The following is a 26,000-nucleotide window of genomic DNA, read 5'->3' as shown; positions in this document are numbered from 1 at the left end:
TTCAGTAACCTATGACGGCCAACCTGGTGGAGTCGAGGTGTGCGTCGATCGCCTGGTGGGCTGCCTCCAGGCTGCGGCTGCGGAGGGCATCCACAATCAACTGGTGTTCCCGGAGGACGTCCCCGGCCCTGTCTGTTCCCCGGGTAACCGCGCGGACACCGATTCTGAGCTGCCGCTGCCGCAGCGATGAGTAGAAGTCCGCCAGGATGGGGTTGCCCCCGGCGCGGACCATCTGCGTATGGAACTCGGTGTCCAGCTCGATGAACCTGGCAGGGTCGTCCTTGGCCTCGTGCTGCTGGTCAATGATGTGCTGGAAACTGTCGATCTGCCCCTCGGCCATGCCCTCAAGGGCCAGGACGGCCCACTTTTCCACCACAGACCGTGCCTGGAGGATGGCGCGCACATCAGGGTCCGAGATCGGCGGCACGTAGGCCCCCTTGTGGGGAATCCTCTTGACGAAACCCTCCGCTTCAAGCCTAAGGAGCGCTTCCCTGACAGGCGTGCGGGAAGTGCCGGTCGTTTTCGCCAGGACTGCCTCGTTGAGGAACGTCTCTTCCTCCCGGGGCAAGGCGGCGATGTAGCTTTGCATCCACTGGTAAGCCACGTCGGGCTGCGACTGCGCAGCTGGTGTCATCTGGATCATGGAGAGCCTTTCTCGCGAAGCCCAGTATACGAGTTGCATTCAGCCATACTCGCTATAGACAGGTTGTATACAACTAGTCTACAGTGATGTTCCAGTGATTCAACTCACTGCCCGGAACCCCTCATCTCCGTGGAGACCGGCTCCCCCTGAATGCCGGCCCACCCGCAAAAGGATCCCCACCATGACCGATTTGAAGAAAGCAGAACTGAGGCAGCAAAAGCACTCGAGCCTCCCCGTAGTTGCTGCTTCGAGCCTGGCCGGCACCGCCGTGGAATGGTACGACTTCTTCCTCTACGGCACTGCGGCAGCACTGGTTTTCAACAAGCTCTTTTTCCCCACCGACGATCCCCTGGTAGGCACCATGCTCGCGTTGGGCACGTTCGCCGCCGGCTTCCTGGCGCGGCCCCTGGGCGCCATTGTCCTTGGCCACTTGGGTGACAAACATGGCCGCAGGGCCACGCTGGTGGCAAGCCTCATGCTCATGGGTGTTGCCACCACCCTCATCGCTTTCATTCCCGCCTATGCCGCGATCGGCATCGCGGCGCCCTTGCTGCTCCTGCTCCTGCGCCTCGTCCAAGGGTTTGCGCTGGGTGGCGAGTGGGGCGGCGCAGTCCTCCTTGTCTCCGAGCACAGCAACGACAGTGCACGGCGTGCCTTCTGGTCCTCGTGGCCGAACATGGGCCCGCCACTTGGAAACCTCATGGCCGCAGGTGTCCTGGCCATCCTGGCCGCCACCATGCCGGAAAGTGACTTCCTGGCCTGGGGTTGGCGGATCGCTTTCGGCCTCTCCGCGCTGCTGGTAGTCATTGGTTTGGTATTGCGTCTTTACGTCCAGGAGACGCCGCTGTTCAAGGAAGCACAGCGGAAGCGCGAAGCCACGGCCGCCAGCGAGCGCAAGATGCCCCTCGCCATCCTGTTCCGCCGGAACTGGCGGGAAATCCTGATCGCCACAGGCAGCCGAATGGGCGAAAACGCGGGCTTCTACATCTACTCGCTGTTCATCATCACCTACGTCACGCAGATCATGGGACTGCAGCGGCAGACGGGCCTCACCGCCGTCATGATCGGCCAGGCCGTCGCAGTCGTCGCCATCCCTGCCCTGGCCCTGTACGCAGACAAAGTCGGGCGCAAGCCCATCATGATCGGGGCTTCCGTAGCCACAGTTATCTGGGCCTTTGCGTTCTTCGCCCTGCTGAACACCGGCCAGGTCTGGGGAATCATCGCCGCTGCCGTCGGAGGCCTGCTGATCTTCGCAGCCTACAGCTCCGTGATCGGCGCCTTCTTCTCCGAACTCTTCCCCACCGATGTGCGGTACAGCGGAACTTCAGTGGCGTACAACCTCGCCTCCCTGATCGCCGGTTCGCTGTCCCCGATCATCGCACTGGCTCTGTACAGCGCCTTTGGCACCGGGTACGCGATCGGCATCTACCTCGCGGCGATGGGCCTGGTCTCCATGGTCTCCGTGATGTTCGCCAAGGAAACCAAGGACCTGCGGCTCAGCGACCTGGACGACCAGCCAAGCAACGCAAAGTAAGGAACCCACGAATGAAAATCGCACTCGTCCAAGTGGCCAGCCCGGACAATGAAAGCCGCGGGGAACGCCTCGAACGGGTCGAAGCCCTGCTCCGGACCATCAAGGGCGCCGAACTGATCGTGCTCCCGGAACTGTGGAGTGCCGGGTACTTTCACTTTGACCAGTACCAGGACCTTGCGGAAACAGTGGCGGGGCCAACGGTTTCCATGTGCTCCCGCGTAGCCAAGGACCTCGGCGTACACCTCCACATCGGAAGCATCGTGGAGGCCGGTGGGGACGGAGAACTCAGCAACACCTCCATCCTGCTGGGACCGGACGGCAGCGTGGTCCACACGTACCGCAAGATCCATGTCTTTGGCTACAAGTCCAAGGAAGCCTCCCTGCTCACAGCGGGGACATCATTGCCCGTGGCGGAACTTCCCTTCGGAACCACTGCCGGCATCACCTGCTATGACCTGCGGTTCCCGGGCCTGTGGATGGAGCTGAGCAACCGTGGCGCCGAGATCGTGATTGTTCCGGCCGCCTGGCCGGCAGCGCGGCGGGAACATTGGCGGCTGCTCACCTCTGCCCGGGCCGTGGAACACCAGATCTTTGTGATCGCCTGCAACGCCACCGGCACTCAGGAAGGCGTCGAGCTCGGTGGCCACAGCCGGGTGGTGGACCCCTCCGGGAACGTCCTGGCTGAGGCCAACGAGGACGAATCGGTGGTTTTGGTGGACATCGACCCTGCCCGGGTCAGCGCAGTCCGCCAGGAATTCCCCGTCATCAACGACCGCCTCGCGGCCTACGACTCTTTGACCGTCTAAGGAGAAACCCATGCAAACCAACAGGCACGTCCCCCTCACCTTCAGGGTGGTGGGAACAGACAAGACGATCACGGTGGCGGACTTCCACGCGGTGGTGGCAGGCTACACCGGCCGGGATCCCGAGGCAGTGCAGCACCACATCGACGAGCTCGCGGCCATCGGGGTCGCTCCGCCGCCCGAGGTCCCCATGTTCTACCGCATGGACGCGGACCTCTTTGAGACCTCGGGCGAGCACGAGGCCTCCGACAATCTCACCTCCGGCGAAATCGAGCCGTTGTACATCCGCCATGAGGGCAAGTTCTACCTCGGCATCGGTTCCGACCACACCGACCGTGACATCGAGGCCGAGGACATCGGCGATTCCAAGCGTGCTTGCCCCAAGCCCGTCGCCGGTGAGGTGCTCGCCGTCGACTCCTTGGAAGAGCTGGACCTGGACCAATGCACGGCCCGCTCCTGGGTGGACGGCGAGCTGTACCAAGAAGGTTCGCTTGCAGGCCTGCGTAAGCCGGCTGACGTCGTCGAACGCCTTCTGGCGCGAACGGACATCGGTGACGCCGACTTCCTGTGCCTTGGGGGCACCCTCCCGCTCCTGAACGGAAAGTTCATTGACGGAACTTCCTGGAAGCTGGAGCTCTCGTTCCCGAATGGGACCACCATTGAACATAACTACAAAATCAAGAAAGGCTCACACTGATGAGGACCGGAAAGCAGTACCTGAAGTCCCTGAATGACGGCCGGACGGTGATCCTCGACGGCGAGGTTGTCCCGAACGTCCTGGAGCACCCGGCGTTCGCGAAAGTCGCCCACACCATGTCCGAGCTGTTCGACATCGCCGCCGACCCGGCCAACGGCATGCAGTTCCACTCGGACGAAATCGACGGTCCCGCAAACCGTACCTTCGCAGCTCCGCGCAGCCAGGAGGAACTTGTCCTGCGGCGCCAGGCCATCGAAAAGTGGGCCAAGCACACCCACGGCTGGGTTGGCCGCAGCCCGGACCACGTTGGCACGTTCTTCGCTGCATTCGGCTCGCACCCGGACGTCTTCGCCAACGAGGAACGCGACTTCGCCGGCAACGTGGAGCGGTACTACAAGAAGGTCCTGGCCGAGAACCTGTACCTTTCCTACGCGATCATTCCCCCGCAGGTCTCCCGCGCAACCACAGCGTCAGGCTGGGAAGGCGAATACCTGCAGGTCGGCGTCGTGCGTGAAACCGAGGAGGGCATAGTTGTCCGCGGTTCGCAGATGCTGGCCACCGGCGCCGCAATCGCCGACGAAGTCTTCGTCACCTGCATCAAGCCGCTCGGACCGGACGATGTGGACTTCGCCGTCAGCTTCGCCATCCCGGTGGCGACCGATGGCCTCAAGCTGTACTGCCGCCGCCCGTTCGCACCGGCTGCCACCAGCGACTTCGACTACCCGCTCACCAGCCACTACGACGAGCCCGATGCCCTGGTGGTGTTCGACGACGTCCTCATCCCGTGGGACCGGGTGTTCATCAACCGGAACATCGACACCCTCCGCCGGCAGTTCTTCGACACCGGCGCCCACGCCCTCGGCAACTGGCAAGCCCAGATCCGGTTCTCCACCAAGCTGAAGTTCATCGCTTCGGTGGCCCGCAAGGTCACGCAGGTCAACGGAACGGACAAGATCCCCGGCGTGCAGGAAAAGCTCGGCGAGCTCGCCGCCATAGTCCAGTCGGTTGAGTCGGCGGTCCTCGCCGCCGAATACACGGCGACAACCGACGACGCCGGGATGCGGGTTCCGGGGAAAGCGGCACTGTACGGGGCCATGGGCCTTCAGTCTGAAACCTACCCCCGCGTGATCTCCATCCTCCGCGATCTGGTGGGTGGCGGCGTACTCCAGCTGCCCTCGAGCGTTGCGGACATGACCAGCAGCGTGACCCGTCCGGACATGGAACGCTACGTCCAGTCCCCCGGTGTTGCCAGCGAGGAACGTGTGAAGCTCTTCAAGCTGGCCTGGGACATCATCGGCTCGGAGTTCGCCGGCCGCCACCAGCAGTACGAAATGTTCTACGCCGGGGCACCGTTCGTGGTCCGTGGCGCCTACACCTACCGGAACTACGGCTACGACGCACTGGTAGCCGAGCTGGATACGTTCCTTGGCTCGTACGGCATCAACTCGCAGACGGAAGGGATCTGACCATGGCCAAGCCGGAATTTGAGTTCACCCCCACGGACTCGGTGGAGTTCGCACCCTGCAACCCGCACATCGAGGGTCTGTCCGAGGCCATCCTTGCCCGGGACTCCGACAACGACTCCGTCACCCGGATCCTGAAGTTCGAGCCCGGAACGGACACCTCCCCCAACGGCGTGCTGACGCACGATTTCTGGGAAGAGGTCTTCATTTTCGAGGGTTCGTTCGTGGACCAGCGGCTCGGCAAGACCTTCAAAGCCGGCGACTGGGCCACCCGTCCCCCGGGCATGGAGCACGGCCCGTGGGTTTCCGAGAACGGCGCCAAGATGTTCGAGGTCCGGTACTACACCGATCCGGCGCAAACCGGGCGGAGGAACTGACATGAGCCTCGCACCGCTTTTCACGGTTCCCGATGCCATGGGCATGCGCCGCGCCATGGGCCGGTTCCTCACGGGTGTCGCCGTGGTGACCACCAGGCACGAGGACGAGCTTTACGGGATGACCATCAGCTCGCTGACGTCCATCAGCCTGGAACCGCCCATCCTCATGATTTCGCTGAACTTCGGCACCCGGACCGGCGATGCCCTGATGGAAAGCGGCAAGTTCGCAGTCTCGATTCTCGGGTCCAAACAGGAGTCGATCGCGCGACGGTTCGCAGTGCGCGGCGGGAACCGCTTCGACGAGGGCGATTTCGACGTCACCGAGAGCGGCTTGCCGGTCATCAAGGGCGCCCTGGCCCAGGCGGACTGCACGGTGGTGCAAAAGTACGACGTCGGTGATCACCAGGTCTTCTTCGGACAGGTCACCACGTGCCGGGACCGGGACGGCGAGGTGCTCGCCTTCAAGGCCGGCCGCTTCGGTTCCTTCAGCGACTTCGGCCACGCCGAGATCCCCTGGATGTTCTAGCCAGCCCCCGCGACCCTGCGCCTCCATCAGGGGCCTGCGCCTCCACCACCAACTTTGGCGCACGAACGCCCCCGACACGCCCATCCCAGGGCGCGTCGGGGGCGTTTCGCATTCAAAGTGGGTGGTGGCGGTACAGCCTAGGCGATGGTCAGTTCGCCCATCCGGTCCCAGCCGGTTCCATCGATCTGGCGGCTGACAATGTACGGAGTCGCTGCCAGCGCCTGGGGCATGTCGGCCATGGCTTTCTTGAAGTGTTCGCTGGTGACATGGGCTTCGGCAGCGTCATCCTGGAAAGCTTCCACCAGGACGAATTCGTTGGGGTCGTCCACGCTGCGGGACCAGTCGAACCAGAGATTGCCCGGTTCCTTGCGGGTGGCTTCGGTAAAGTCGGCCACCAGGTCCAGCCAGCGCTCGGACCATTCGGGCTTGACGGGGAACTTGACCACAATGAAAATCACGGGTTGTCGCCTTTCGTTGAACTGCAGATCCTTCCCATTCTGTCACTGCCGTTAAATGCCCGACGGCGGTCCGCACCTTAAGGTGCCGGCCGCCGTCGAACGCTGTTTTGGCTTGGTTGTGCTACTTCCGGGTCCTGCCTATTTGGAGGTCCCCTGGGACACCGAACCCTGCAGCTGGCGCTGGAAGATCACGTAGACGATCAACACGGGAATCACGGTGACGCTGACCGCGGCAAACAGAGCACCGTAATCAACCGCATACCCCATCTGGCCTGCAAAAGCTGCCAGCTCCTGGGAGAGGACCCTGGGCCCGGCGGCGTTGATGGAGACGGGGATGAGGAACTGGTTCCACAGGCCCAGGAAGTTGAAGATGGCTACCGATGCCAGGCCGGGCTTGGCCATGGGAAGCATCACCTGGAAAAAGGTCCGCCACTCTCCTGCACCGTCCAGGGCCGCGGCTTCGGTGATCTCGTGCGGCAGGGACTTGAAGAACGAGAAGAGGAAGAACACCGTGAAGGGCAGGGCGAACCCGACGTACACGATGATCAGGCCGGGCAACGTGTTGAGCAGGCCCATGTTCCTCAGGACGAAGAACAGGGGAACCATGGCCAGGAAGATCGGGAACGTCAGTCCCGCGAGCATCAGGTAGTAGATGGCACGGCTGCCCGGGAAGGTGTAGCGGGCCAAAACGTAGGCGCACATGGCGCCGAGGACCATCACGATCACCAGGGCCGCCGCGACCACCAGGACGGAATTCAGGAAGGCGCTGCCGATTCCGGCGTCGCTCCATGCCTTGACGTAGTTGTCCAGCCGCCATTGCCCGGGAAGCGCGAAGGGCGAGGCGAAAATCTCGCTGGAGGTTTTGAATGACGACATGAAGGTCCACAGGAGCGGCAGGATCACGATCAGGGTCCACACCGTCAATGCCGTGTGCGAGACGGCACCCACCACTTTGTCGCCGGGACTTGTGGCCGGCGTGCGGGGTTGGAAGTGCAGTGACTTCATCTGCCGGGTTGAAACATCCGTTGCCATTAGAGGCTCACATCCTTATCGCCGCCGGTGAGCTTGTTGACCGCGAATACCAGGCCGGAGAAGATCAGCGTGGCGATCGCCAGGACAACGCCCATGGCACTTGCCAGGCCGAACTGTCCCTTGCTGAAGGCGGTGAAGAACAACTGCTGCGCCATGACCAGGGTTGAGTTGTCCGGGCCGCCGCCGGAGTTGAGGGCTGCCATGTACACGAAGGCGTCCAGGGCCAGGATGCCCATGTAGATGTAGGCAGTCTGGATGTTGTCGCGGATCAGCGGGATGGTGATGGAGACGGCGGTACGGAACCGTCCGGCGCCGTCGATCCTGGCAGCTTCGAACAATTCGGCGGGAATGCCCTTGATACCGGCCACGAACAGGACCATGTAAAAGCCCACGAAGCCCCACACGATCACGAACATGGTGGCGATCATGGCGGTGTTCTTGTCTCCCAGCCAGGCGAAATCCTTGAATTGGTCAAGGCCCAGTCCGGTCAGGATGCCGTTGAGGAGGCCGCCGGAGGGATCGTAGATCTGGCCCCACATGATGCCGATCGCGATGGCCGGGATGGTGTACGGGAAGAAGGACACCACCCGGTAGAAACTGGAGTTGCGGAGGCCCTTGATCTGGCCTTTGCTGCTGCCGCCCACGGTGACCAGCGACGCGAGCACAAGGCTCAGGACTATGGTGATGACCGGCAGGAAGATGACCAGGAGGATGTTGTTGCCCATGGCCTTCATGAAGATGTCGTCCGTGAAGATCCGGGCGTAGTTCTCCAGGCCGATGAAGTTCTGCGTGGGAGAGAACCCTGACCAGTCCGTGAGCGAGTACCCGAACGCCTGCACGAAGGGCCAGATCACGAACAACAGGTAGATCGCCAGGGGAAGGCCAAGGAAGACAGCGAAGAAGCTGATCTTGTCCCATGTCAGCGGTTTGCGCCGCCGCCTGGTTACCTGCGGTGGCGCCACGGCCGGAACGACGGCGGCCGCGAGGCCGTCGCCGCTCCGGCTCTGTTGAGCTTTCACTACGGTCACTTCACTTCAATCTTCTTGACCGAGCTGTCGTTGCGGACCTTGTCGGTGATCTTCTGCAGCTCCGAGGTCAGCGTTGCGACGTCCGACTTACCGTCCAGGAAGGTGTTCCAGACAACCAGCTGGTCCTTGTTGGTGCCGTACAGGTCGATGAAGTTCCAGGTGTAGATGTCCTCCCCTGCGTCCTTGAGGAGCTTGGTCTGGGACACGAGCGCCGTGGATCCGAAGCCGTCTTCAGGGACCGTGTCCTTGACGATGGTCGGTGCAAGCTTGGTCTTGGCGAAGTTGGTGGCTGCCTCCTTGGAGAGCATGACGCGGAGCAATTCCTTGCCGCCGGCCACGTTCTTGCCTTGTGAGGGAACGATGAAAGGTTCACCGGCCGCGCTGTGCAGTGCGGTGTACGGCATCTTGGGGCTGGCGCTCACGGAGGGCACGGGTGCACCCATCATGTTGAAGCCGGCCTTGGTTTGGTCCTTCATCTCGTTTTCGATCCACGAGCCGGACGGGTAGAACACTGCTTCCTGCGCGTTGCTCCACTGCGCCTGGGCGGCTGTGAACTGCGTGCCGGAGCCACCGGGCTTGAAGAAGCCGGCTTTGACGATCTTGTCCAGTGCAGTGAAGACGGACTGGATGGCCGGGTGGGACCAGCAGTTCTCCTTGAGGTTCTCCAAGGCCAGCCGGACTTCGTCGCCGCCTTCCTTGATGGCCGAAGCAATCGCCATCTCCTGGTAATAGGTGGCGGCCTCCTTGCCCCACACGAACAGGTACTTGCCCTTGGCCTTGGCTTGCTCGCCGAGGGCATACATTTCGTCCCACGTCTTGGGAACAGTCCAGCCGTTTTCCTTCAGCAGCGCATCCGAGTACCACACGGCGAAGACGGTGAGCACGTAGTTAAGCGCGGCCAACTTGCCGTCAAAGGTACCCGGGGCGAGGACGCCGGTGTACAGGGTGTCCTTGATGACCTTCCCTTCGAGGTTCTTGGCTTCCACCAGGCTGGTCAGGTCCTCGAGCTGGGCAAGGATGGTGCTGAAGCCGATGGCCTTGGCGCCGGAGTTGTCAATCAGGTCCGGTGGATTGCCGCCGACGAAACGCGGCTGCAGTTCCTGGGCGATGTCGGTGGACGGGGCGATCTTGGCGGTGGAACCCGAGTGCGTGGACTCGAAGGTCTTGCCGGCAAACTCAACGTAATCGATCCCGTAGCCACCCTTGAAGATCACGGCGTCAACGGTGGACTTGTCGGCCATGCCGAACGGGTTGGTGTCGGAGACAGTTCCCGTCGGCCCTGCAGTGGTACCGCCACCGCCTGCTGCACATGACGCAATGGTTCCGCCCATGGGGACGAGCACCGCGGCAGCGAGTGCTCCGCGGAGGAATCCGCGGCGACCAAGGGACTGGTGCTGAACGTTCATTTCAAAACCCTCCAGTGACTCGTTATGTCGACTGTTGCGGCGGGGCGGCCGGAAAGTCGGACAGTCTGGGTTGGCGGCCCTGCAGTGCCAACCTTCGTGTGACATACTTCACCACGAATGATCGAAAATCAATATTTCCCGGGACTTTCGATCAAGATTTGTCAAAGCGTGATCTTTCTACGGACCCTCCGCCAAGGCCTTCCCGCACTCAGTGATTGCTTCCCTGGCGAGCTCCCTCTGGCGCTCAGTTCCCAGTCTTTCCGCCCATTGTTCGGCCAACTGGAACTCCACCATGGCCTCAGTGAAGCGCCCGTTACCGTGCAGAAACCAGCCCAGCCGCGTGTGCAAAACGATCATCCAGCGCTTGCTCCGATCATCATGCGCGGTGGAGGCGTACTCCAGGGCACTCCGCAGCCACGATTCGGCATGGGCGGCGTCGGCGGAAGACAGGGTATGGAGGGCGTCCACGGCGATAAAATCCTCACCAAGGTGGTCCGCCAGTTCTGCTGCCTGCTCCAGGAGGGGAACCGCCATGGCCGGGTGTCCCCCGGCATTAAGCACACGGCCACGTTCCAGCAGGATACGCACGCCGACCGTGGGCTCATCCCCGTCGATACCGTCCAAAAGCGCATCGGCTTCCTCGAAACGGCCCTGCAGGCTGATGGCCCGCCCCAGCTGGGTTGCGAGCTCGGCCCGCTCGTCGGGGTCGTAGATGTCCTCAATCATGGCCGCCCGGAACCGGGCCTCGGACGCAGCCGGATCACCGAAGTTCCAGAGTCGATCCAATGTTCCCTGATCCAGCATCCACCCGCTCCTGACCAGCCCACGGGCTGCAACGTTGGTTTGCACTATCAATCTAGCCCCATGTCAGCGGCGTGGGGAGAGGGCTGCCGGGCGTGTCAGGCGGGACCGGGATTGGCCAGCCGCGCCCAGCCCAGTTGCTCCTGCTGCCTCCGGCTCAGCGATGCCACCACGAGGTCGTAAGAGTCTTCCACGAGGTCATGGATCATGGTGTCGGGGAGGCTCCCGTCCAGCCGGACACCGTTCCAGTGGGTCTTGTTCATGTGCCACGCCCCCGTAATTTCCGGATGCGCCGCCCGCAGTTGTTCAGCGAGCGCAGGTTCGCACTTCAAGCTCACGGTCCAGTTGTCCGGGTCCATGGCGGACAGGGCGAACATTTTGGCCGGCTGCCTGGCCCCACCGGCGACGGCGGCACGCACCTTGAACACTGATAGTTCCGGGCCGAAGGGGAAGTCTTCGAACGCACCGGGGAAGCCGAGGCAGAGCTCGCGGAGGCCGGGAATGTCCATGGGATCGAGGGTACGCCGCGCTGCTACGCCGCGCCCAGGAAGTCTTCCAGCAACACCACTTCCAGGCCGGCTGCCAGCTGCGCGGCACGGAAGGCGGCCAGGTCCGCAGCGAATTCGGCACGGAAATGCATGAGCACAATGTCCCCGGGCCGGAGCGAATTTCCCACCTGGTAGTCCATCTTGCCGGCGTTGGCTTTGGCTTCCCACGTAACGATCGCCTTCATCCCCGCTGCCGCCACCGCCTGCCGCATAAGAGTCGAGTACGCGCCTCCCGGCGGCCGGAACAGCGTCGGCTTCCGCCCGTAGTGCTGGAGGGCGTACTCCTGCATCCCGGCGATGTCATTGAGCTGCTGCTGGTACCCCCACTGCCGCACCATGTTGATGTTGTGCGAGACCGTGTGGTTTTCCACCAGGCTGCCCTGCGCGTGGAATGCCTTGAAGAAGGCGGGGTTGTCCGCGATCGTGTCCCTGGTCAGGAACAGGGAGGCAGGATAGTCGTATTCGGCCATCAGGCGGATGGATTCCGGGGACTTGATGTTGCCGTCGTCGATCGTCAGGAAGACCACCGGGTGTTTCGTCTCGATTTTGGTGATGACCGGAGCCAGTCCACCCACCACGGGAGGCAACTGGTAGTCGGGGATGAAAGACCGGCGGATGCGCTTGGTGGCCGTTGGCGCCGGAGTTGCCCCGGAAGTAACGGGCGACGTCGGCACCTCGCCTCCCGCGCCCATGGCACCGTTGGCGGCCGGCACCGCAGGTGGGGTCGCTCCCGCACTGGGCGGCAGCTCCGGCGTCGTGCCCGTACCCGGGCTGCATGCGGTCAATCCAGCCAGGAGGGAAGCGCCGAATGCCCCGACAACCGTCCTTCTGCTGGGTGTGGAAAAGGACGCGGAAGAATGGTCGCCGCACATGGCCGTCCCCCAAGGCTCAAGGAATGATTCAGCTGCAATGTAGCAGAGGAACCGGCCGGAATTTCACAAGCCGTAATGCCAGCCTTCGCGTGCCGGGCAGGAGTTGACCACAACGTCCAAACCCGCATCCTTGGCGCGCTGGCAGGCCTCGTCGTCAAAAACCCCCAGCTGCAGCCACACGGCCTTGGCGCCAATGGCAATGGCCTGGTCGATGACCGCCCCCACGCGCTGGGAGTTGACGAAGCAGTCCACGACGTCAATCGGCTGCTTTTCCGGGGGTATCGCGTCGAGCGACGTATATCCCTTCTCGCCGTGCACGTCCTCGCCCTTGAGGTTCACCGGGATGATTTCCATCCCCATGCGGTCACGAACGTAGAGGGAAACATCGTAGGCTGAGCGCCACTCGTTGTTGCTAAGGCCCACAATGGCCCAGACACCCTTGGTTCGCATCAACCGGTCAACCACGGCGGGATCGTTGACGTGCATCATGGGGAAAGCCTACCCCCGGTGCTTCAACCAGCTTTTCAGCTTGTCCACGAACGACTGGAACTGCTGCTCCGAGCCGTTCCCCGTCAACGGCGGGAGCACCGGGCCTGGTTTGTTGACTGCGCCGGGCTTGTCAGGGGATGCCGTAGGCTTGGCCGCTGCCGCAGGCTTGCCGGGTTTCTGTTGGTCCCGCTGTGCCTGTTCCGGGTTGGCTTGGTGTTGCCCTGCCTGGTCTCGTGCTGCTTGGCCGGGCGGGTTGTGGGCCGTTCCGTTCGGGGCCTGCCGGCCTGCTTGGGTCGGCCCCTGCTCCGCAGCCCCGGCCGGGGCGCCCTGGGCAGGAGTGCCCCCTCCGGCAGTGGACGGCACAGCGTTTCCTGCGGCGTTTCCGGCCGCGTTTCCTCCTGTGTTTCCGGCGGAGTCGTTGACTGGAAGCCCGCTGGATTCAGGTGCCGCCGGGGCTGGCCGGGCCGCAAGGGATTCCGGCGCAGGGGTGGTTGCGGGGGCGGGAGGCAGGGCCGACGGATCCACCCCGGCGCCGGGCTCAGTACTGACCTTCGGGGCGTCCGGGCCGGGCAGTGCCACCGGACCGGTGGACCTTTGCTGAGTAAACGTTCCCACCAAACCCTCAAGGAACGCCGGTGTCCGGCTGAAACCGGACGTTGCAGCAGCCACTCCACTGACACCAAGGCCCATGGCCGCCACTACAGCGGCACTGACCACAACGGTGCGGTGCTTGTTGCGCCAGCGTCGCTTGGAAAGTTGGTCGTGTGGACCGGCCAGCATGGCGGCCAACTCGCCCTGCGGGGTGGGCGCCGGAAGGTGCGCGAAAGAGCCCAGGGACAGGAGTGCCTGGTGGACGTCGCGCGAGCCGGCGAGATCGGCGTCGAGCAAGAGCTCGTCCACGATCCCTTCGCGTTCACTATCCCTGTACGTCATGACGACACGTATTCCTTTACTGCCGAATGCTCACGGAGCGTAATCAGTGCCCGCCGTTGCAGTTGCTTCACTGCGCCGGCGGTTTTCCCCATGATGTCGGCCACCTGCTCCACCGTGAGGCCGGCCACGATCCGGAGGGCGATGACCTCCCGTTGGTCGCTCCCAAGGTGATCCAGGAGTTTCATGACCTCCCGGGGTGCCAGCAGGGCCATGGCTTCCGACTCGGCGGAATCCGACTCGCGGGTGTCGCGTTCGGGCTCGAACTCGTGGTGTTCGGGTGCCCGGTTCTGCTTCCGGTGCTCGTCGACCATCCGGGCATGGGCCACCGAGAAGATGAAGGTCCGCAGCCCGGCTGCGCCACCGCTCAGGTCTTCCAACCGTGGCAGCACCGCCAGGAAAACGTCCTGTGTGACAGCTTCAGGATCGGTCACGCCCTTGGCGGTCAGGTAGCCAAGCACCGGTCCCGCGTAGGACTGGTAGACGGCGCTGAACAGTTCCGAGGTGTTGCCCCTGAGTGCTTGAAGCGCGTCGTCGGTCAAGGCGTCGGTCACAGAAGAGACTTTCGATCGGCGGCAGGTCCGTGGCTTGGAGCCGTGTCGTCCGCCTGTTGCTCGACGGGCGACCCCACCAAGATTATCTGCTCTGCCGGGCCGCCCAAAGGACGGTCGACCATGTCCTGCCGAAAAGCCACCGGGACAAGGAAGAGCCGAGCTGGAACATGATGGGGGACAAATTCCAACTCGGCCCTTTCAAAGAGGTAATCGCCCGGGTACGCCAAAGGGTTACGCGGGATACGGATTTTTTTGAAAACTTTTTCCGGAGGGGGTCCCGGCCACTACCCGGGAGCATCTGTGGGGGCTTCGTATCCTTCTGGAATCCGGGAACGGAGGCGTCCGGCAACCCCGTAAAAACACGGGCAGCCGCGAGCTTGCCGCCCGGCCCCTCAAACGCCACGGTCAGGCGCTGCGCGGTGGCAGCGGGGACCTGGTGCAGGCGGCGGATTCCCACCGTCATGCCGGCTGCAACATCAACACCGTCGGCCTGAACACGGTGGCCGGTGATCCTCTGCCCGTCCGCCAGGTCCTCCACGAGCTCAAGGTGCCCGAACGTTACCGCAGCCGGGAAGGTCAGGGTGGCTCCGCCGTCGTGGTTTTCCACCACGGCCTCCACCGGGCCGGAGAGGCGGCGGTCCAGTTCCTGTTTCCACTCGCGCAGCCGGGCCCGGTCCCCGTCGGGGATGAGTCCGCGGCTGTCCGGCGGAAGATTCAGCAAAAGGTTGGCACCCATCCCCACGGAGCGGTAGTAGATGGCCAGGAGGTGTCCGGTGGTTTTAGGCTCGTCGTCAGGATGCCAGAACCAGCCCCGGCGGAGGGAGACATCGCACTCGGGTGGCAAGTACCGGGGCCCTCCCACACCGGAACTCGAGTCCGTGTACTGGCTGTCCGCCGTCCGCTCGACCACGTAATTGACGGGGTCTTCGGCCAGCCCGTTCTCGTTGCCGACCCAGCGGACGGACGGTCGGCCCATGTTGAAGACCATGGCCTGGGGCTGGTGGCGGCTGACCACCGCCATGATCCGGTCCCAGTCGTATTCACGGCCCACGGAGCCCGCGCCGTCGAACCACAGCTCCATGAGCGGCCCGTACCCGGTGCAGAGCTCGGTGAGCTGCCGGACATAGAAATCGTCATACGCGGCAGGGTCCGCGTAGCAGTCGGCGTTGCGGTCCCATGGCGAGAGGTACAGCCCCAGGCCGATCCCCTGCTCCGCGCACGCATCGGCAACCTCCCGGACGACGTCGCCGGCGCCGTTGCGCCACGGCGAGTGTGCCACCGAGTAGCCTGTGGTGGCCGTGGGCCAGAGGCAGAAGCCGTCGTGGTGCTTTGCCGTCAGGACCAGGTACCTGGCACCCGCTTCCTTGGCGGTGCGGACCCAGCTGCCGGCGTCGAGCATTGCCGGGTCGAAGGCGGCCGCCGGGACCGTGCCGTCGCTCCATTCCTTCCCCGCGAAGGTGTTGATGCCGAAGTGGATGAACACGCCGAACCCTAGGTGCTGCCGGTCCAGCTGCGCCGGGGTGGGGAGGGGATGGGGCACTGCGGGCTCCTGCCGTAGGCATTGTTGAACCAAGGCTAGCGGGGCCGGGCCTTCCGTCCCAGCACGGCCAAGGACCCGGCCAAGGGGCTGGCCAAGGACCCGGTCAAGGGGCGGACTCGAGCGCCCCCCTTTACTCGGCAGGGATAGTCAGTAGGCTGAAAACACCATTTCCGAGTTCCAAGGAGAGATCATGACGCTTCCTCCGACTCACGAACCAGAGCCATTCCCGCCGGACCCGGGCCCGGTGCCTCCGCCGCCGGATCCCACAACACCTTTCCCGCCCAGCCCCATTCCGGACCCGAATCCGAGTCCCGGCCCCATGCCGGTGCCCGAGCCCGGGCCCGTCCCTCCCCATCCGGACCCCACCCATAATCCGGACCAGCCACCCATGTAGGCGGGCCATTACTGCTGCGGAAAATAATCAGTAGGCTTATGTTTGATCACTCCGGTCCTCCGATGCGAACGAACAGGAGCTGAATATGGCCCGGCCCCACACATCAACCGCCGTTTCCGTCAGCAAAGACCACAGACCGAATCTCTGGGCCGACGCCCTGGGCCGGACCGCCACCCGCGCAGCACAGATACTGCTGATCCTTACGGTTGCCGTGGTGGTGGTGTTCGCCCTGCTGCAGATCCGGCTCCTGGTCATCCCGGTCCTGATCGCGCTCATCCTGGCGGCAGCGATCGGACCATTCGTCAACATGCTCCGGCGGCGCGGCTGGCGGGGAGGGTTGGCCACGGGCGTGGCCTTCCTTGCCCTGCTGCTGGTGCTCGCCGGAGTCATCACCACCATCGTCCTGTCTGTGCGCAGCCAGTGGGACGAACTCATCAGCCAGGCGTCCGCAGGCCTGGACGAACTGGAAAACTTCCTGCTGACAGGGCCCTTCCCCCTGGACCGGGAGCAGCTCAACCAGGCGAGGGAGTCCGTGGTTGAGTTCGCCCAGAGCAGCCAGGTGCGCTCCGGCGCGGTCACCGGCCTGTCCGTGGTCGCAGAATTCCTCGCCGGTGCCAGCCTCATGGTGGTGATCCTCTTCTTCTTCCTAAAGGACGGCGCCAAGATCTGGAACTTTTTCCTGCGGCCCTTCAAGGGGGCCCGGGAAGCCAAGCTGCGCCGCGTGGGAAAGCGGACCATGGAAGTGCTGGGCGGCTATGTCCGGGGCACGGCGATCGTTGCCCTGGTGGACACGGTGGCGATCGGCGCCGTGCTGCTGATCCTCCAGGTCCCGCTGGCGATCCCATTGGCCATCATCGTCTTCATCGGCGCCTTCATCCCACTGGTCGGTGCAACCGTTGCAGGCGTGCTGGCGGCGTTGGTGGCCCTTGTTGCCAACGGCCCCATAGTCGCCCTGATCGTGGTGGCTGTGGTCATCGCCGTCAACCAACTTGAAGGCGACCTCCTGCAGCCCATCGTGATGGGCAAGTCGCTCCAGCTGCACGCGTTGGTCATCCTGATGGCACTGACCGCCGGCACGATCCTCGCCGGCATCATCGGCGCAGTCCTCGCGGTGCCGCTCGCAGCCGTCGCCTGGGCCATCGTCCAGGTATGGACGGCTGAGGATCCCAACCTCGAACCCATGAATCCGGACCTGCCGCCGCCGAACAGCCAACCCACCTAGGACACGGGATCCGGTAGTCTTGTCGCGGTTGGCGAAGCAGGCCAACCACTCCACACAACTTCATCCATTGGGGGAAACATGACCAGGAAAGCACTCTTCGGAGCAGGCGCATCGGCCCTGCTGGTCCTCGCGCTCACCGCTTGCAGCAGCGGTTCAGGCACATCGTCAACCGCAACGTCATCACCGTCGGAAACCGCAACGCCCACTCCCACGGTCGCGAAGCAGTACACGAACGACGAGCTCATGGAACTGGTCAAGCAGATCAAGACTGCCGACGGGGCGGACCTGACGGTGATGAGCAGCGAGGATCTGGCCCAGGAGAACCCCATGAAGGCGCTCCTGAGCATGATGACCATTGAACCGGCCGAATGCGCCGACCTCGCTACGCTGGGTGGGTCCGAACCGCTTCCCGGCTCCACCACGGCCGCCGGCGCGGACGTAACCTCCGGGGCTGCTGGAGTCATGTCGGTAGTGACACTGACCTCCGGGGTGGACGCGGACGCCCTGACCAAGAGCGTTGAGGACAGCAGCGCGCACGCAGCCAAGTGCGCCACCATGACCCTGACCATGGCAGGACAGTCCCTCACGGTAGCCACGGAAAAGGTCGATGGCATCAGCAAGGTACCCGGAACCGTAGGCTACAAGACGGCGATGTCACTGCCCGACGGCCAGAAGCAATCCACCTACATGGCTTTCGCCATCAAGGACGGCGTCCTGATCTCGGCCACGGCATCGGGAAAGACCGCCGAAACCGAGGGTGCGGCAGCCGCAGGGGCATTGATGGACCAGGCAGCGGCCCTCATCAAGTAGCCCTCCACCACAAGCACAGGCGCCTCCCCTGCCGTTCCCACGAGGTTAACCTCCCTGCCATCCTCCTTGCCTACCGTCAACCAGGGCTTGGGGAGAGCAAACGAAACAGAGGGAGGCGCCCATGTGCACCGGAGCAGACACCACACCACCCCGCAGCGACAGCGTGAAGCTGGCTGACCAAGAACTGAAGGCCATGGGGATGAGCCGGCGGCGGATCCTCCAATCGGCCGGAATACTGGCTGCAGGTAGTGCTGCCTCCACCGCTTTTGCCCACCCCGCCGGCGCCAACCCGGGCGGAAATGACCCCCAACTGACGTGGCTGGTGGGCGACCATCATGTGCACACCCAGTACAGCCACGATGCCAAGTACCTGATCAACCAGCAACTGGACGCTGCCCGGCGGTTCGGCGTGGACTGGCTGGCCTTCACGGAGCACAGCAACTTTGGCCACGCCAACAACGGCGGGGCGGTCAACTCCAACAAGGAGATCCAGGCGCAGCGGGCAGCACGTCCGGAACTGCTCATTTTCCAGGGCCTGGAGTGGTATATCCCTGCCGCCGAGCACGCCACTGTCCTGGTGGCGCCGGGTCCCCACGAAGTGGAACTCCTGCGGACCTTCGAACTGGTGTGGGACGGCAAGCTGAACCAGTGGGAGAAACCCACACCCGGGACTGCCCAGGCAGAAACCTTTGAGCGCAAGGCGGTGGAAGCCATCGCGTGGCTCGCACAGCAGCGCCGCAGCGGCTACATCGACGACGTCGTGGCCCTGGCCAACCACCCGCTTCGCCTCGGCATCGACTCGCCACACGAACTGCGCGCCTGGCGGGACGCCGCCCGCGACATCATGATCGGCATGGAAGGCGCGCCCGGCGCCCAGGGCTCCGGCGTCAGCACCTTCGCCCGGGCCGGTGACCAGCGCGGCGAATACACCAACAATCCCACGCAGTACAGCTACCCGGGCTACCCCGCAGACGCTTTCCGCCCGTATGGCGGCTTCGACTGGGCCACAGCCACTGTGGGAGGCGTATGGGACTCGATGCTCGCCGAGGGCCTGCCGTTCTGGATCACGTCCAACTCCGACAACCACCTCACGGTCAAGGACACCTGGAAGACCGGCGCCTACCCCGCGGAGGAGCCCTACCTCAGCCTGCCCAACGAGTTTGACCGATGGTCAGTAACCGGCAAGCGCCCCGACCCTTACGACACCGGCGAACTCCAGGGTGGCAGCGACTACTGGCCGGGCCAGTTCAGCAGGCTCCACACCGGCGTCACGGACCATTCCTACACGGGCGTGCTCGACGCCATGCGCAGGGGACGGATGTGGGTGGACCACGGTCACCTCCTGCAGGGGCTGGAGGTTCGGGTCCGCGAGGTTCGCGGCAACGGCGGCGGACGCAACGGCGTCACCCTTGGTTCGCGCCTCAGCGTCAGGCGGGGTGCCGACGTCGAAATTTCGATCACTGTCACGACGACGGGCTACCGCAACTCCGCGGGTATCCTCCCCGCACTGGCGCATGTGGATGTGATCGGAGGGCCGGTAACCGGCAGCCCGGCCGACCGGGATGCCATGCGGGCACCGGGAACCACGGTCTGGAACCAGATCGACGTGGCCGGCCACACCGGAACGTTCACCGTCAAGCACACCATCAGGGATCTGCAGGAGTCCTGCTACTTCCGCCTCCGCGGCAGCGATGGGAACCGCCACGGCGCGGGTTACTACGGCGCGTCAGTGGATCCGGCCGGCCCCCTCCGGCACGGCAACAACCTGGGCGACGCCGATCCGTGGACCGACACGTGGTTCTACGCGAATCCCGTGTTCATCGATGTCCGAGGCTAGTCGAAAAACCCCACGATGTAACCGATGAAGTAGAGCAGGGACAGCAGAACCACCACGCCAATGATGGACATCCAGAGAACCTGGGTGCCTTTCCGCGGCGCACCCTCCTCATGACCCTGGGGTCCGGCGGTGGAAGCTTCACCCGGAGGTGTTTCCCCGGGAGGCACTCCCCCGCCGGGTTCCAGGCCAGTGAGCTTGTCTTCATAGGGATCTGGGTTGGTGCCTGACATCTTCACTCCCTTGATCGCGGATGTTTTCAGCCTAACCGGCAGTGCTGCCAGGGCCTAGGTATGGACAGTGGTCCTCGAGGATCCCGTACCCAGTGCGGCATCGATCAAAACGGATGCAGCCTCCCGGGCTTGGACTGCGGCTTCAGCGGTGCCTGCGATCGCCGCGGTGGTCTGGGCTCCTTCGGCAAGAATCGCGAGTTGTGCCGCCAGTTGCGCGGGCGCTCCGGCGTCCCGTGCCAGCGCGGCCACGTAGCGCTGGAACGACTCCTTGTGCTTGCGTGCGTAGTCGGCCACTTCGGGACTGACGGCGCCAAGTTCGGCGAAGCTGTTAATGAAACCGCAGCCGCGGAAACTGTCCTGGCGGAACCACACAGCAAGGTAGTCGAAGATGGCCAGAAGGCGCATGCGCGGTGATTCCGCCTGCTCTACGGCAGCGCCCAGGCCTTCGGTCCATGACTGGTGCCGCCGCTCCAGCACTGCCATCACGATGCTGCCCTTGGACGGAAACTCCTGGTACAGCTTTTTCAGGGAAACGCCCGCAGCGGTGCGGAGTTCGTCCATCCCGACAGACTGGATGCCCTTGGCGTTATAAAGATCGTCGGCGGTGGCGACGATGCGGGAGCGGACATCGGAAGAATCCATGGAGCCATTCTACTTGAACAGAGAACGATCGTTCTATAGGATGGCTTGCACAGAGGGAGAACGATCGTTCTCGCCGTCGAGACAAGGAGTGGTTTCCATGGGTTTCATCAAGGTCGGCACAGAAAACAGCACGGACATTGAGCTCTACTACGAGGACCACGGAGCGGGCCAGCCCGTAGTCCTGATCCACGGCTACCCGCTGGACGGCGGCTCATGGGAGAAGCAGACCGCTGCCCTCCTGGAGGCGGGCTACCGGGTTGTCACCTATGACCGCCGCGGCTTCGGGAAGTCCAGCAAGCCGACCACCGGCTACGACTACGACACGTTTGCCGGGGACCTCAACACCGTTCTGGAAACCCTGGACCTGCAGGACGCAGTCCTGGTGGGCTTCTCCATGGGAACCGGTGAAGTTGGCCGCTACATCGGAACCTATGGCGAAGCACGCGTGGCCAAAGCGGTGTTCCTGGGGTCCCTGGAGCCTTACCTGCTGCAGACGGACGACAATCCCACCGGCGTTCCGTCCTCCGTCTTCGACGGCATCCGCGACGCCGCCATCGAAGACCGCTACGCCTGGTTCAGCAACTTCTACAAGGACTTCTTCAACACGGACAACTTCCTGGGCAACCGCCTGAGCGAGGAAGCCCTGCGCAACGCGTGGAACGTTGCCGCCGGCTCTTCCTGGTACGCCTCCTTCGCCGTGGTGGACACCTGGCTGACCGACTTCCGTGCGGACATCGAAAAGATCACCGTCCCTGCGTTGATCGTGCACGGAACCGACGACCGGATCCTGCCCATCGATTCCACCGGACGCGAATTCACCAAGCGCCTGCCGTCGGCCGAATACGTGGAAATCGACAACGCCCCGCACGGCATGCTCTGGACGCACGGCTCCGAGATCAACGAAATCCTGCTCCGCTTCCTGGCCAAGTAGTTAAGAACGACGGCGGCAGGTCACCGTTGGTTCCTCATGGAACCGCGGGCGACCTGCCGCCGTCGGGCGTTCTACGCGTGACCGTCGTCCACGGCCACGACGATCTTGCCGCGGGTGTGGCCATCCATGTTGAGGCGGAAGGCCTCAGCTGCCTTGGCCAGCGGGAGGACCTCGGCCACCTCCACGTGGAGGTGTTTTTCGTCCACCAGGTCGGCCAGCTCTTGCAGTTCGGAACCGATGGGCTTCACCCACATCCACGTCCCGCCATGTTGCTCCACGTCACTGTCCGCGATGGAGGCATGCCTGCCGTCCGCACGGATCACCTGGAACGTGGACTCAAGGTTCCCGCCCACGAAATCGGCCACGGCATCCACGCCATCCGGGCTCAGTGCGAGGACCCGCTCCGCCAGGCCATCGCCGTAGGTGACAGGCTCCGCGCCCAGGGAGCGGAGGAACCCGTGATTCTTGTCGGAAGCGGTGGCGATGACGTTGGCTCCCAGGGCAACTGCGATCTGCACACCCAGCGAGCCAACTCCGCCGGCGCCGCCGTGGATGAGCACGGTGTCCCCGGACTGCACCCCCAACCTGTTGAGGACCTGGAAAGCCGTCAACCCGGCAAGGGGCAGTCCCGCCGAGGCGTTCCAGTCCAGCGAGTGCGGCTTCCTGGCCACCAACCGTTCCGGCAGGGCGATGTACTCCGCGAAGCTGCCGCCATGGACAAAGTCCTTGCGGCCATAAGCGATCACTTCATCCCCGGGCTGGAACTGCGGTGCGTCGATTCCCACCGACTCCACCACCCCTGCAACGTCCCACCCGGGTATCGCAGGGAACTGGATATCCATCAAAGGGTCCAGGTAGCCCGCCATGATCTTCCAGTCCACGGGGTTGACTGCCGCTGCCTTCACTTTGACCAGGACCATGCCTGGGCCAACTTTGGGCATTGGCTGTTCGGTCAGTTCAAGGACGTCAGGGTTTCCGTACCCGTTGTAAGTAATAGCCTTCATGGTTAGCGACAACTGCCGCCGCGGTGGAGCTATTCCGGGATTCCCACCCGGACAGGTTCCGGCGATACAGCCTCGCGGACCTTACGGCCCCGCACGTACCCGGCCACGCCCAAGGCAAGGATGCAGCCCAGGGTGCCGAGGGCGAAGGCCTCGAACGTGAACTGGGAGACACCCCACGTTGCCTCGAAGTCGTAGGGAAGCCCGAACACCATGTCCAGGGTTCCGGGGAAGATCGCCACCCATGAGCCGATCAGGATCCAGGCGAAGCACACCGCACCGAGCACACGGAAGCCGGCGTCTGAGACAGGAACCTTGAAGGGCCGGTCAGCCGAGGGGTACTTGCTCCGCAGCTTCACGGCGGCCGGGATGGCAAACAGGTAGCTGAGCAGGAAAGTGGAGATTGCGATGGAAAGGACCACGCCGAACAGGGCGCTGCTGGTTCCGCTGAGCTGCATGGCGGCGAGCATGAAGAGTGTCGCCACGACTCCGGAGAGGGTATTCACCCTGATCGGAGTGCCCAGTTTCGGGTGGAAGCGGCCGAAGAAGCCGCCAAAGAAGGAGCCATCGGCTGCCGCCATGGCCTGCATGCGGTCGCTGATGATCATCCAGGCTGCACCCTGGGAGACCAGGACGAAGCAGAACACGATCGCAGATATCGCGAGCATGGCCTCCGCTGCCGGACCAAAGACCGTGTAGACAGTGGCCACGGCGCCAAACAAGCCGCCAATGCCCGTGATCTGGTCCAACGGCACCACCAGGAGGATCGCGAGGACCGGCAGGAGGTAGCTCGCTGCGGCAATCATGGAGGATCGGGCCACAGAGATGGGAACGTCCTTGGCCGGGTTCTTCATTTCGCCCGCGGCGCTGTTGCCCGATTCGAACCCCAGGAACGAGAACAGCAGCAACGGGGTAACCCCGAGGAAACCGGCAAGCGTGGGCGAGAAGAATCCCAGGTCCAGTCCGTTGAAACCGTGCTGCAGCCCGTAGACCAGGGTGACGATGATGAAGAAGGTCAGGAACACGACCTTGAGGATGGCCCCCAGCGACGGGAGCCATTTGCCGTGCTTCAGGCTGATGATCGCGGATGTCACCGTGATCCAGATGAACAGCAGCTTGAAGACGTAGTCGCCCACGCTGCCGGCCTCCACGTGACCCACGTACTCGGACCAGGTTTCCACGGCCACGAACGCCATGGCCCCACCCACCCAGACGGGCTGGGTGACCCAGGTGAAGAGCGAGGTAATGGCCGCCACCATCCGGCCGAACGCCATTTTGGTCCACACGTAGACGCCGCCTTCTTCGGTGAAAGCGCCGCCGGTTTCGGCGAAGATCAACCCGTAGGGAACCATGAACGTGACGGCCAGGATCAGGGTCCAGGTGAACGTTTCGCCGCCGAAACCGGATACCTGCCCCAACACCTCCACGGAAATGACGGCGGCAACCACCAGCAGGAGGATGTCGAAGCGGCCGAGGGATTTTTGCAGATGTTTGCTCTGCTCCTGGGCAAGCTGTGTCTGCGCCTGCCCTGTGGCGGCTGATGGTTGGTCCATGATGGGGTCCTTTGCTACGGCTTAAGTCTGCTACCGCACTGGAGGCGGTGGAAGCGTTGGAAGGGGATGAGCATCAGCGTAGGCCTGTGTTTCAGATCACGTAAAACACTGAATGCCGATACCCATCCCCGGATTTATTGATGAACCAGCTCAGCCGTACTGGATCCAGGTGGTTTTCGGCGCGGTGTAATTGTCGAAGGCGTAAAGCGAGAGATCCCGCCCGAATCCGGACTGCTTGAAACCACCAAAAGGCGTACTGTTCCCCAAGGCATCCACGGTGTTGACGGACACGGTTCCCGCCAGGAGCAGTCCGGCCACCCGGTGCGCCCGCGACAGGTCCGACGTCCAGACGGACGCTGCCAGGCCGTAGTCCGTATTGTTGGCCAGGGCCACGGCTTCATCCTCCGTATCAAACGGGTGCAGCACGGCCACCGGGCCGAAGATCTCCTCCCTGTGGACGTCATGGTCCGCGGCGAGGCCACCGAGCACAGTGGGTTCCAAATACGCGTTGGACCCCTTGATGGTCCGCCGGTCGCCGCCGAACAGGACGCGCCCCTCCGCCCTTCCCCGCTGGATCCATCCTTCGACGTCGTCCGTATGCGACGAACTGATGAGGGCACCGTTGCCCTCCACTCCGGCCAGCGGATCGGCCGGGCGGTAGTCCGCGGCCGCCTCGGCCAGCAGCCCCGCAAAGTCGTCATGGATAGTGCGCTGGACGAGGATCCTGGAGTTTGCCGAACATACCTGCCCCTGGTTGTAGAACGCCCCGAAGGCAGCCTTGGAGGCGGCCGCCGAAAGATCTGCGGTGTCCGCGAAGATGATGTTGGAACTCTTGCCGCCGGCTTCCAGGCTAAGGCGTTTGAGGTTGCTCCGTCCGGAGGCTTCCAAAAGTGTCCGGGAGACCGCGGTGGAACCCGTGAAGGCCAGCGCATCCACATCCATGTGCATCGCCAGGGCGGCACCTGCCACGCGGCCCGTGCCGGTCACGATGTTGAGCACGCCGTCGGGAAGACCCGCCTCGGCTGCCAGGTCGGCCACCCGAAGGACGCTGAGGGATGTCTGCTCCGCGGGCTTCAGCACCAGGGTGTTGCCGGAGGCTAGTGCCGGAGCAAGCTTCCACATGGCGATCTCCAGCGGAAAGTTCCATGGCACGATCGCCGCAACGACGCCCAACGGTTCACGGGTCACCAGCGCTGTGGCCCCGGGCGGTACGGACGGCAACTCCCCGGATTGCTTGTCTATGGCTTCGGCATACCACCGCAGGGTGGAGATGGCTCCGGGGACATCAACCGTGGTGGTCTGCAGGATGGGTTTGCCGCTGTCCAGTGACTCGAGCAGGGCAAGCTCGTCCGCGTGGTTCTCCATGAGTGCGGCCAAGGCCAGCAGCACGCCTTTCCTGGTTTCCGCGCCGGCCCGCGACCACGCGGGAAAGGCGCGCCGGGCCGCGGCCACGGCAGTATCGACGTCGGAAGCGCCGCAGGACGACAGTTCCGCGAGCACGCGACCGTCGATAGGGCTGGTGGTGAGCCGGGTGCGGTGCCCGCCGGCGGCGGTGCGGTTCCCGGCAATGAAGGCCCTGCCGTCCGGCACCAGGCTTTCGGCGCGGGCATGCCAGTCAACAGGGGCCTGGGTGGTGGTGTTCATGTTGTCTCCAATGCGTTCGGGTGGTGGTTTGGTGG

The 26,000-nt window shown here is 63.9% G+C and carries 27 protein-coding genes; 10 read left to right on the top strand and 17 right to left on the bottom strand.

Annotated features, from left to right (window positions below; all coding sequences use genetic code 11):
- Position 1: 1 nt before the first annotated feature.
- Entirely contained in the window at positions 2-682 is a 681-nt protein-coding gene (locus ACSVIE_RS06760; protein ID WP_442423392.1) for a GntR family transcriptional regulator, read from the bottom strand.
- Positions 683-824: 142 nt separating this feature from the next.
- Here ACSVIE_RS06760 and ACSVIE_RS06755 point away from each other — a divergent pair, with 142 nt between their 5' ends.
- From ACSVIE_RS06755 to ACSVIE_RS06730, 6 genes are read left to right on the top strand one after another with little or no spacing between them, the layout of a single operon-like run.
- Entirely contained in the window at positions 825-2,177 is a 1,353-nt protein-coding gene (locus ACSVIE_RS06755) for an MFS transporter (protein ID WP_426005820.1), read from the top strand.
- Positions 2,178-2,188: 11 nt separating this feature from the next.
- Positions 2,189-2,983 (top strand): carbon-nitrogen family hydrolase, encoded by a 795-nt coding sequence (locus tag ACSVIE_RS06750; RefSeq protein ID WP_442423391.1) that lies wholly within the window; start codon positions 2,189-2,191, stop codon positions 2,981-2,983.
- Positions 2,984-2,993: 10 nt separating this feature from the next.
- Complete coding sequence (locus ACSVIE_RS06745; RefSeq protein ID WP_442423390.1) at positions 2,994-3,677, top strand: DUF2848 family protein; 684 nt, start codon at positions 2,994-2,996, stop codon at positions 3,675-3,677.
- Positions 3,677-5,143 carry a 4-hydroxyphenylacetate 3-hydroxylase family protein gene (locus tag ACSVIE_RS06740; RefSeq protein WP_442423389.1) on the top strand — a complete coding sequence of 489 codons (1,467 nt, stop codon included), beginning with the start codon at positions 3,677-3,679 and terminating at the stop codon, positions 5,141-5,143. The genes ACSVIE_RS06745 and ACSVIE_RS06740 overlap by 1 nt, the downstream gene beginning before the upstream one ends.
- A gap of 2 nt (positions 5,144-5,145) precedes the next feature.
- Entirely contained in the window at positions 5,146-5,517 is a 372-nt protein-coding gene (locus ACSVIE_RS06735; protein WP_426005815.1) for a cupin domain-containing protein, read from the top strand.
- A 1-nt stretch (position 5,518) separates the two neighbouring features.
- The gene (locus tag ACSVIE_RS06730; protein WP_426005814.1) at positions 5,519-6,043 is read left to right on the top strand and encodes a flavin reductase family protein; all 525 of its coding nucleotides are present in this window, start codon (positions 5,519-5,521) and stop codon (positions 6,041-6,043) included.
- A gap of 137 nt (positions 6,044-6,180) precedes the next feature.
- On the opposite strand, the gene ACSVIE_RS06725 is transcribed toward ACSVIE_RS06730, so the two are convergent.
- The 11 genes from ACSVIE_RS06725 to ACSVIE_RS06675 form a co-directional block, all read right to left on the bottom strand.
- Positions 6,181-6,501 (bottom strand): putative quinol monooxygenase, encoded by a 321-nt coding sequence (locus ACSVIE_RS06725; protein WP_426005812.1) that lies wholly within the window; start codon positions 6,499-6,501, stop codon positions 6,181-6,183.
- Between the two features lie 138 nt (positions 6,502-6,639).
- The gene (locus ACSVIE_RS06720; protein ID WP_426005811.1) at positions 6,640-7,533 is read right to left on the bottom strand and encodes a carbohydrate ABC transporter permease; all 894 of its coding nucleotides are present in this window, start codon (positions 7,531-7,533) and stop codon (positions 6,640-6,642) included.
- Positions 7,533-8,561, bottom strand: a complete 1,029-nt coding sequence (locus ACSVIE_RS06715) for a carbohydrate ABC transporter permease (RefSeq protein ID WP_426005810.1) — start codon at positions 8,559-8,561, stop codon at positions 7,533-7,535. The genes ACSVIE_RS06720 and ACSVIE_RS06715 overlap by 1 nt, the downstream gene beginning before the upstream one ends.
- A complete protein-coding gene (gene ngcE / locus ACSVIE_RS06710) occupies positions 8,558-9,967 on the bottom strand; it encodes an N-acetylglucosamine/diacetylchitobiose ABC transporter substrate-binding protein (RefSeq protein WP_426005809.1) in 1,410 nt (469 codons plus the stop codon). Before ngcE ends, ACSVIE_RS06715 begins: the two co-directional genes overlap by 4 nt.
- A gap of 177 nt (positions 9,968-10,144) precedes the next feature.
- Positions 10,145-10,771, bottom strand: a complete 627-nt coding sequence (locus ACSVIE_RS06705) for a hypothetical protein (protein ID WP_442423388.1) — start codon at positions 10,769-10,771, stop codon at positions 10,145-10,147.
- Positions 10,772-10,866: 95 nt separating this feature from the next.
- Positions 10,867-11,277 carry an MmcQ/YjbR family DNA-binding protein gene (locus tag ACSVIE_RS06700; protein ID WP_426005807.1) on the bottom strand — a complete coding sequence of 137 codons (411 nt, stop codon included), beginning with the start codon at positions 11,275-11,277 and terminating at the stop codon, positions 10,867-10,869.
- A gap of 23 nt (positions 11,278-11,300) precedes the next feature.
- Positions 11,301-12,101: a polysaccharide deacetylase family protein gene (locus ACSVIE_RS06695; protein ID WP_426005806.1), complete on the bottom strand. Its 801-nt coding sequence runs from the start codon at positions 12,099-12,101 to the stop codon at positions 11,301-11,303.
- Positions 12,102-12,251: 150 nt separating this feature from the next.
- Positions 12,252-12,677: a CoA-binding protein gene (locus ACSVIE_RS06690; RefSeq protein ID WP_426005805.1), complete on the bottom strand. Its 426-nt coding sequence runs from the start codon at positions 12,675-12,677 to the stop codon at positions 12,252-12,254.
- Positions 12,678-12,686: 9 nt separating this feature from the next.
- A complete protein-coding gene (locus ACSVIE_RS06685; RefSeq protein WP_442423387.1) occupies positions 12,687-13,610 on the bottom strand; it encodes a hypothetical protein in 924 nt (307 codons plus the stop codon).
- Positions 13,607-14,161 (bottom strand): RNA polymerase sigma factor, encoded by a 555-nt coding sequence (locus ACSVIE_RS06680; protein ID WP_426005803.1) that lies wholly within the window; start codon positions 14,159-14,161, stop codon positions 13,607-13,609. The genes ACSVIE_RS06685 and ACSVIE_RS06680 overlap by 4 nt, the downstream gene beginning before the upstream one ends.
- A gap of 82 nt (positions 14,162-14,243) precedes the next feature.
- A complete protein-coding gene (locus tag ACSVIE_RS06675; RefSeq protein ID WP_442423386.1) occupies positions 14,244-15,701 on the bottom strand; it encodes an alpha-L-fucosidase in 1,458 nt (485 codons plus the stop codon).
- Between the two features lie 479 nt (positions 15,702-16,180).
- On the opposite strand from ACSVIE_RS06675, the gene ACSVIE_RS06670 reads away from it, so the two are divergent.
- The 3 genes from ACSVIE_RS06670 (at position 16,181) to ACSVIE_RS06660 (ending at position 19,964) form a co-directional block, all read left to right on the top strand.
- Positions 16,181-17,317, top strand: a complete 1,137-nt coding sequence (locus ACSVIE_RS06670) for an AI-2E family transporter (protein WP_442423385.1) — start codon at positions 16,181-16,183, stop codon at positions 17,315-17,317.
- Positions 17,318-17,395: 78 nt separating this feature from the next.
- Positions 17,396-18,127 carry a hypothetical protein gene (locus ACSVIE_RS06665; RefSeq protein WP_442423384.1) on the top strand — a complete coding sequence of 244 codons (732 nt, stop codon included), beginning with the start codon at positions 17,396-17,398 and terminating at the stop codon, positions 18,125-18,127.
- Between the two features lie 121 nt (positions 18,128-18,248).
- Positions 18,249-19,964, top strand: a complete 1,716-nt coding sequence (locus ACSVIE_RS06660; RefSeq protein ID WP_442423383.1) for a PHP domain-containing protein — start codon at positions 18,249-18,251, stop codon at positions 19,962-19,964.
- Here ACSVIE_RS06660 and ACSVIE_RS06655 read toward each other — a convergent pair.
- Together ACSVIE_RS06655 and ACSVIE_RS06650 are read right to left on the bottom strand one after the other, a co-directional pair.
- Positions 19,961-20,194: a DUF6480 family protein gene (locus ACSVIE_RS06655; RefSeq protein ID WP_426005797.1), complete on the bottom strand. Its 234-nt coding sequence runs from the start codon at positions 20,192-20,194 to the stop codon at positions 19,961-19,963. The genes ACSVIE_RS06660 and ACSVIE_RS06655 overlap by 4 nt on opposite strands.
- A gap of 54 nt (positions 20,195-20,248) precedes the next feature.
- Positions 20,249-20,836 (bottom strand): TetR/AcrR family transcriptional regulator, encoded by a 588-nt coding sequence (locus tag ACSVIE_RS06650; RefSeq protein WP_426005795.1) that lies wholly within the window; start codon positions 20,834-20,836, stop codon positions 20,249-20,251.
- 97 nt (positions 20,837-20,933) lie between these two features.
- On the opposite strand from ACSVIE_RS06650, the gene ACSVIE_RS06645 reads away from it, so the two are divergent.
- Positions 20,934-21,767: an alpha/beta fold hydrolase gene (locus ACSVIE_RS06645; RefSeq protein ID WP_442423382.1), complete on the top strand. Its 834-nt coding sequence runs from the start codon at positions 20,934-20,936 to the stop codon at positions 21,765-21,767.
- Positions 21,768-21,838: 71 nt separating this feature from the next.
- Here the strand turns inward: ACSVIE_RS06645 and ACSVIE_RS06640 are convergent, their stop codons facing one another.
- The 3 genes from ACSVIE_RS06640 to ACSVIE_RS06630 all read right to left on the bottom strand — a co-directional run bounded on the left by ACSVIE_RS06640 (position 21,839) and on the right by ACSVIE_RS06630 (position 25,965).
- Entirely contained in the window at positions 21,839-22,771 is a 933-nt protein-coding gene (locus ACSVIE_RS06640) for an NADP-dependent oxidoreductase (protein ID WP_442423381.1), read from the bottom strand.
- Positions 22,772-22,800: 29 nt separating this feature from the next.
- On the bottom strand, positions 22,801-24,321 hold the full coding sequence (locus ACSVIE_RS06635; RefSeq protein WP_442423380.1) for an APC family permease: 1,521 nt from the start codon (positions 24,319-24,321) through the stop codon (positions 22,801-22,803).
- A gap of 150 nt (positions 24,322-24,471) precedes the next feature.
- Positions 24,472-25,965, bottom strand: coding sequence for an aldehyde dehydrogenase (locus ACSVIE_RS06630; RefSeq protein WP_442423379.1), 1,494 nt, complete (start codon positions 25,963-25,965; stop codon positions 24,472-24,474).
- Positions 25,966-26,000: the final 35 nt, after the last annotated feature.

It is taken from the genome of Paenarthrobacter sp. NCHU4564 (assembly GCF_052156435.1).
Lineage (GTDB): Bacteria > Actinomycetota > Actinomycetes > Actinomycetales > Micrococcaceae > Arthrobacter.
Note: the sequence above shows the minus strand (reverse complement) of the source record. Positions and strands in the feature narration are given on the sequence as shown.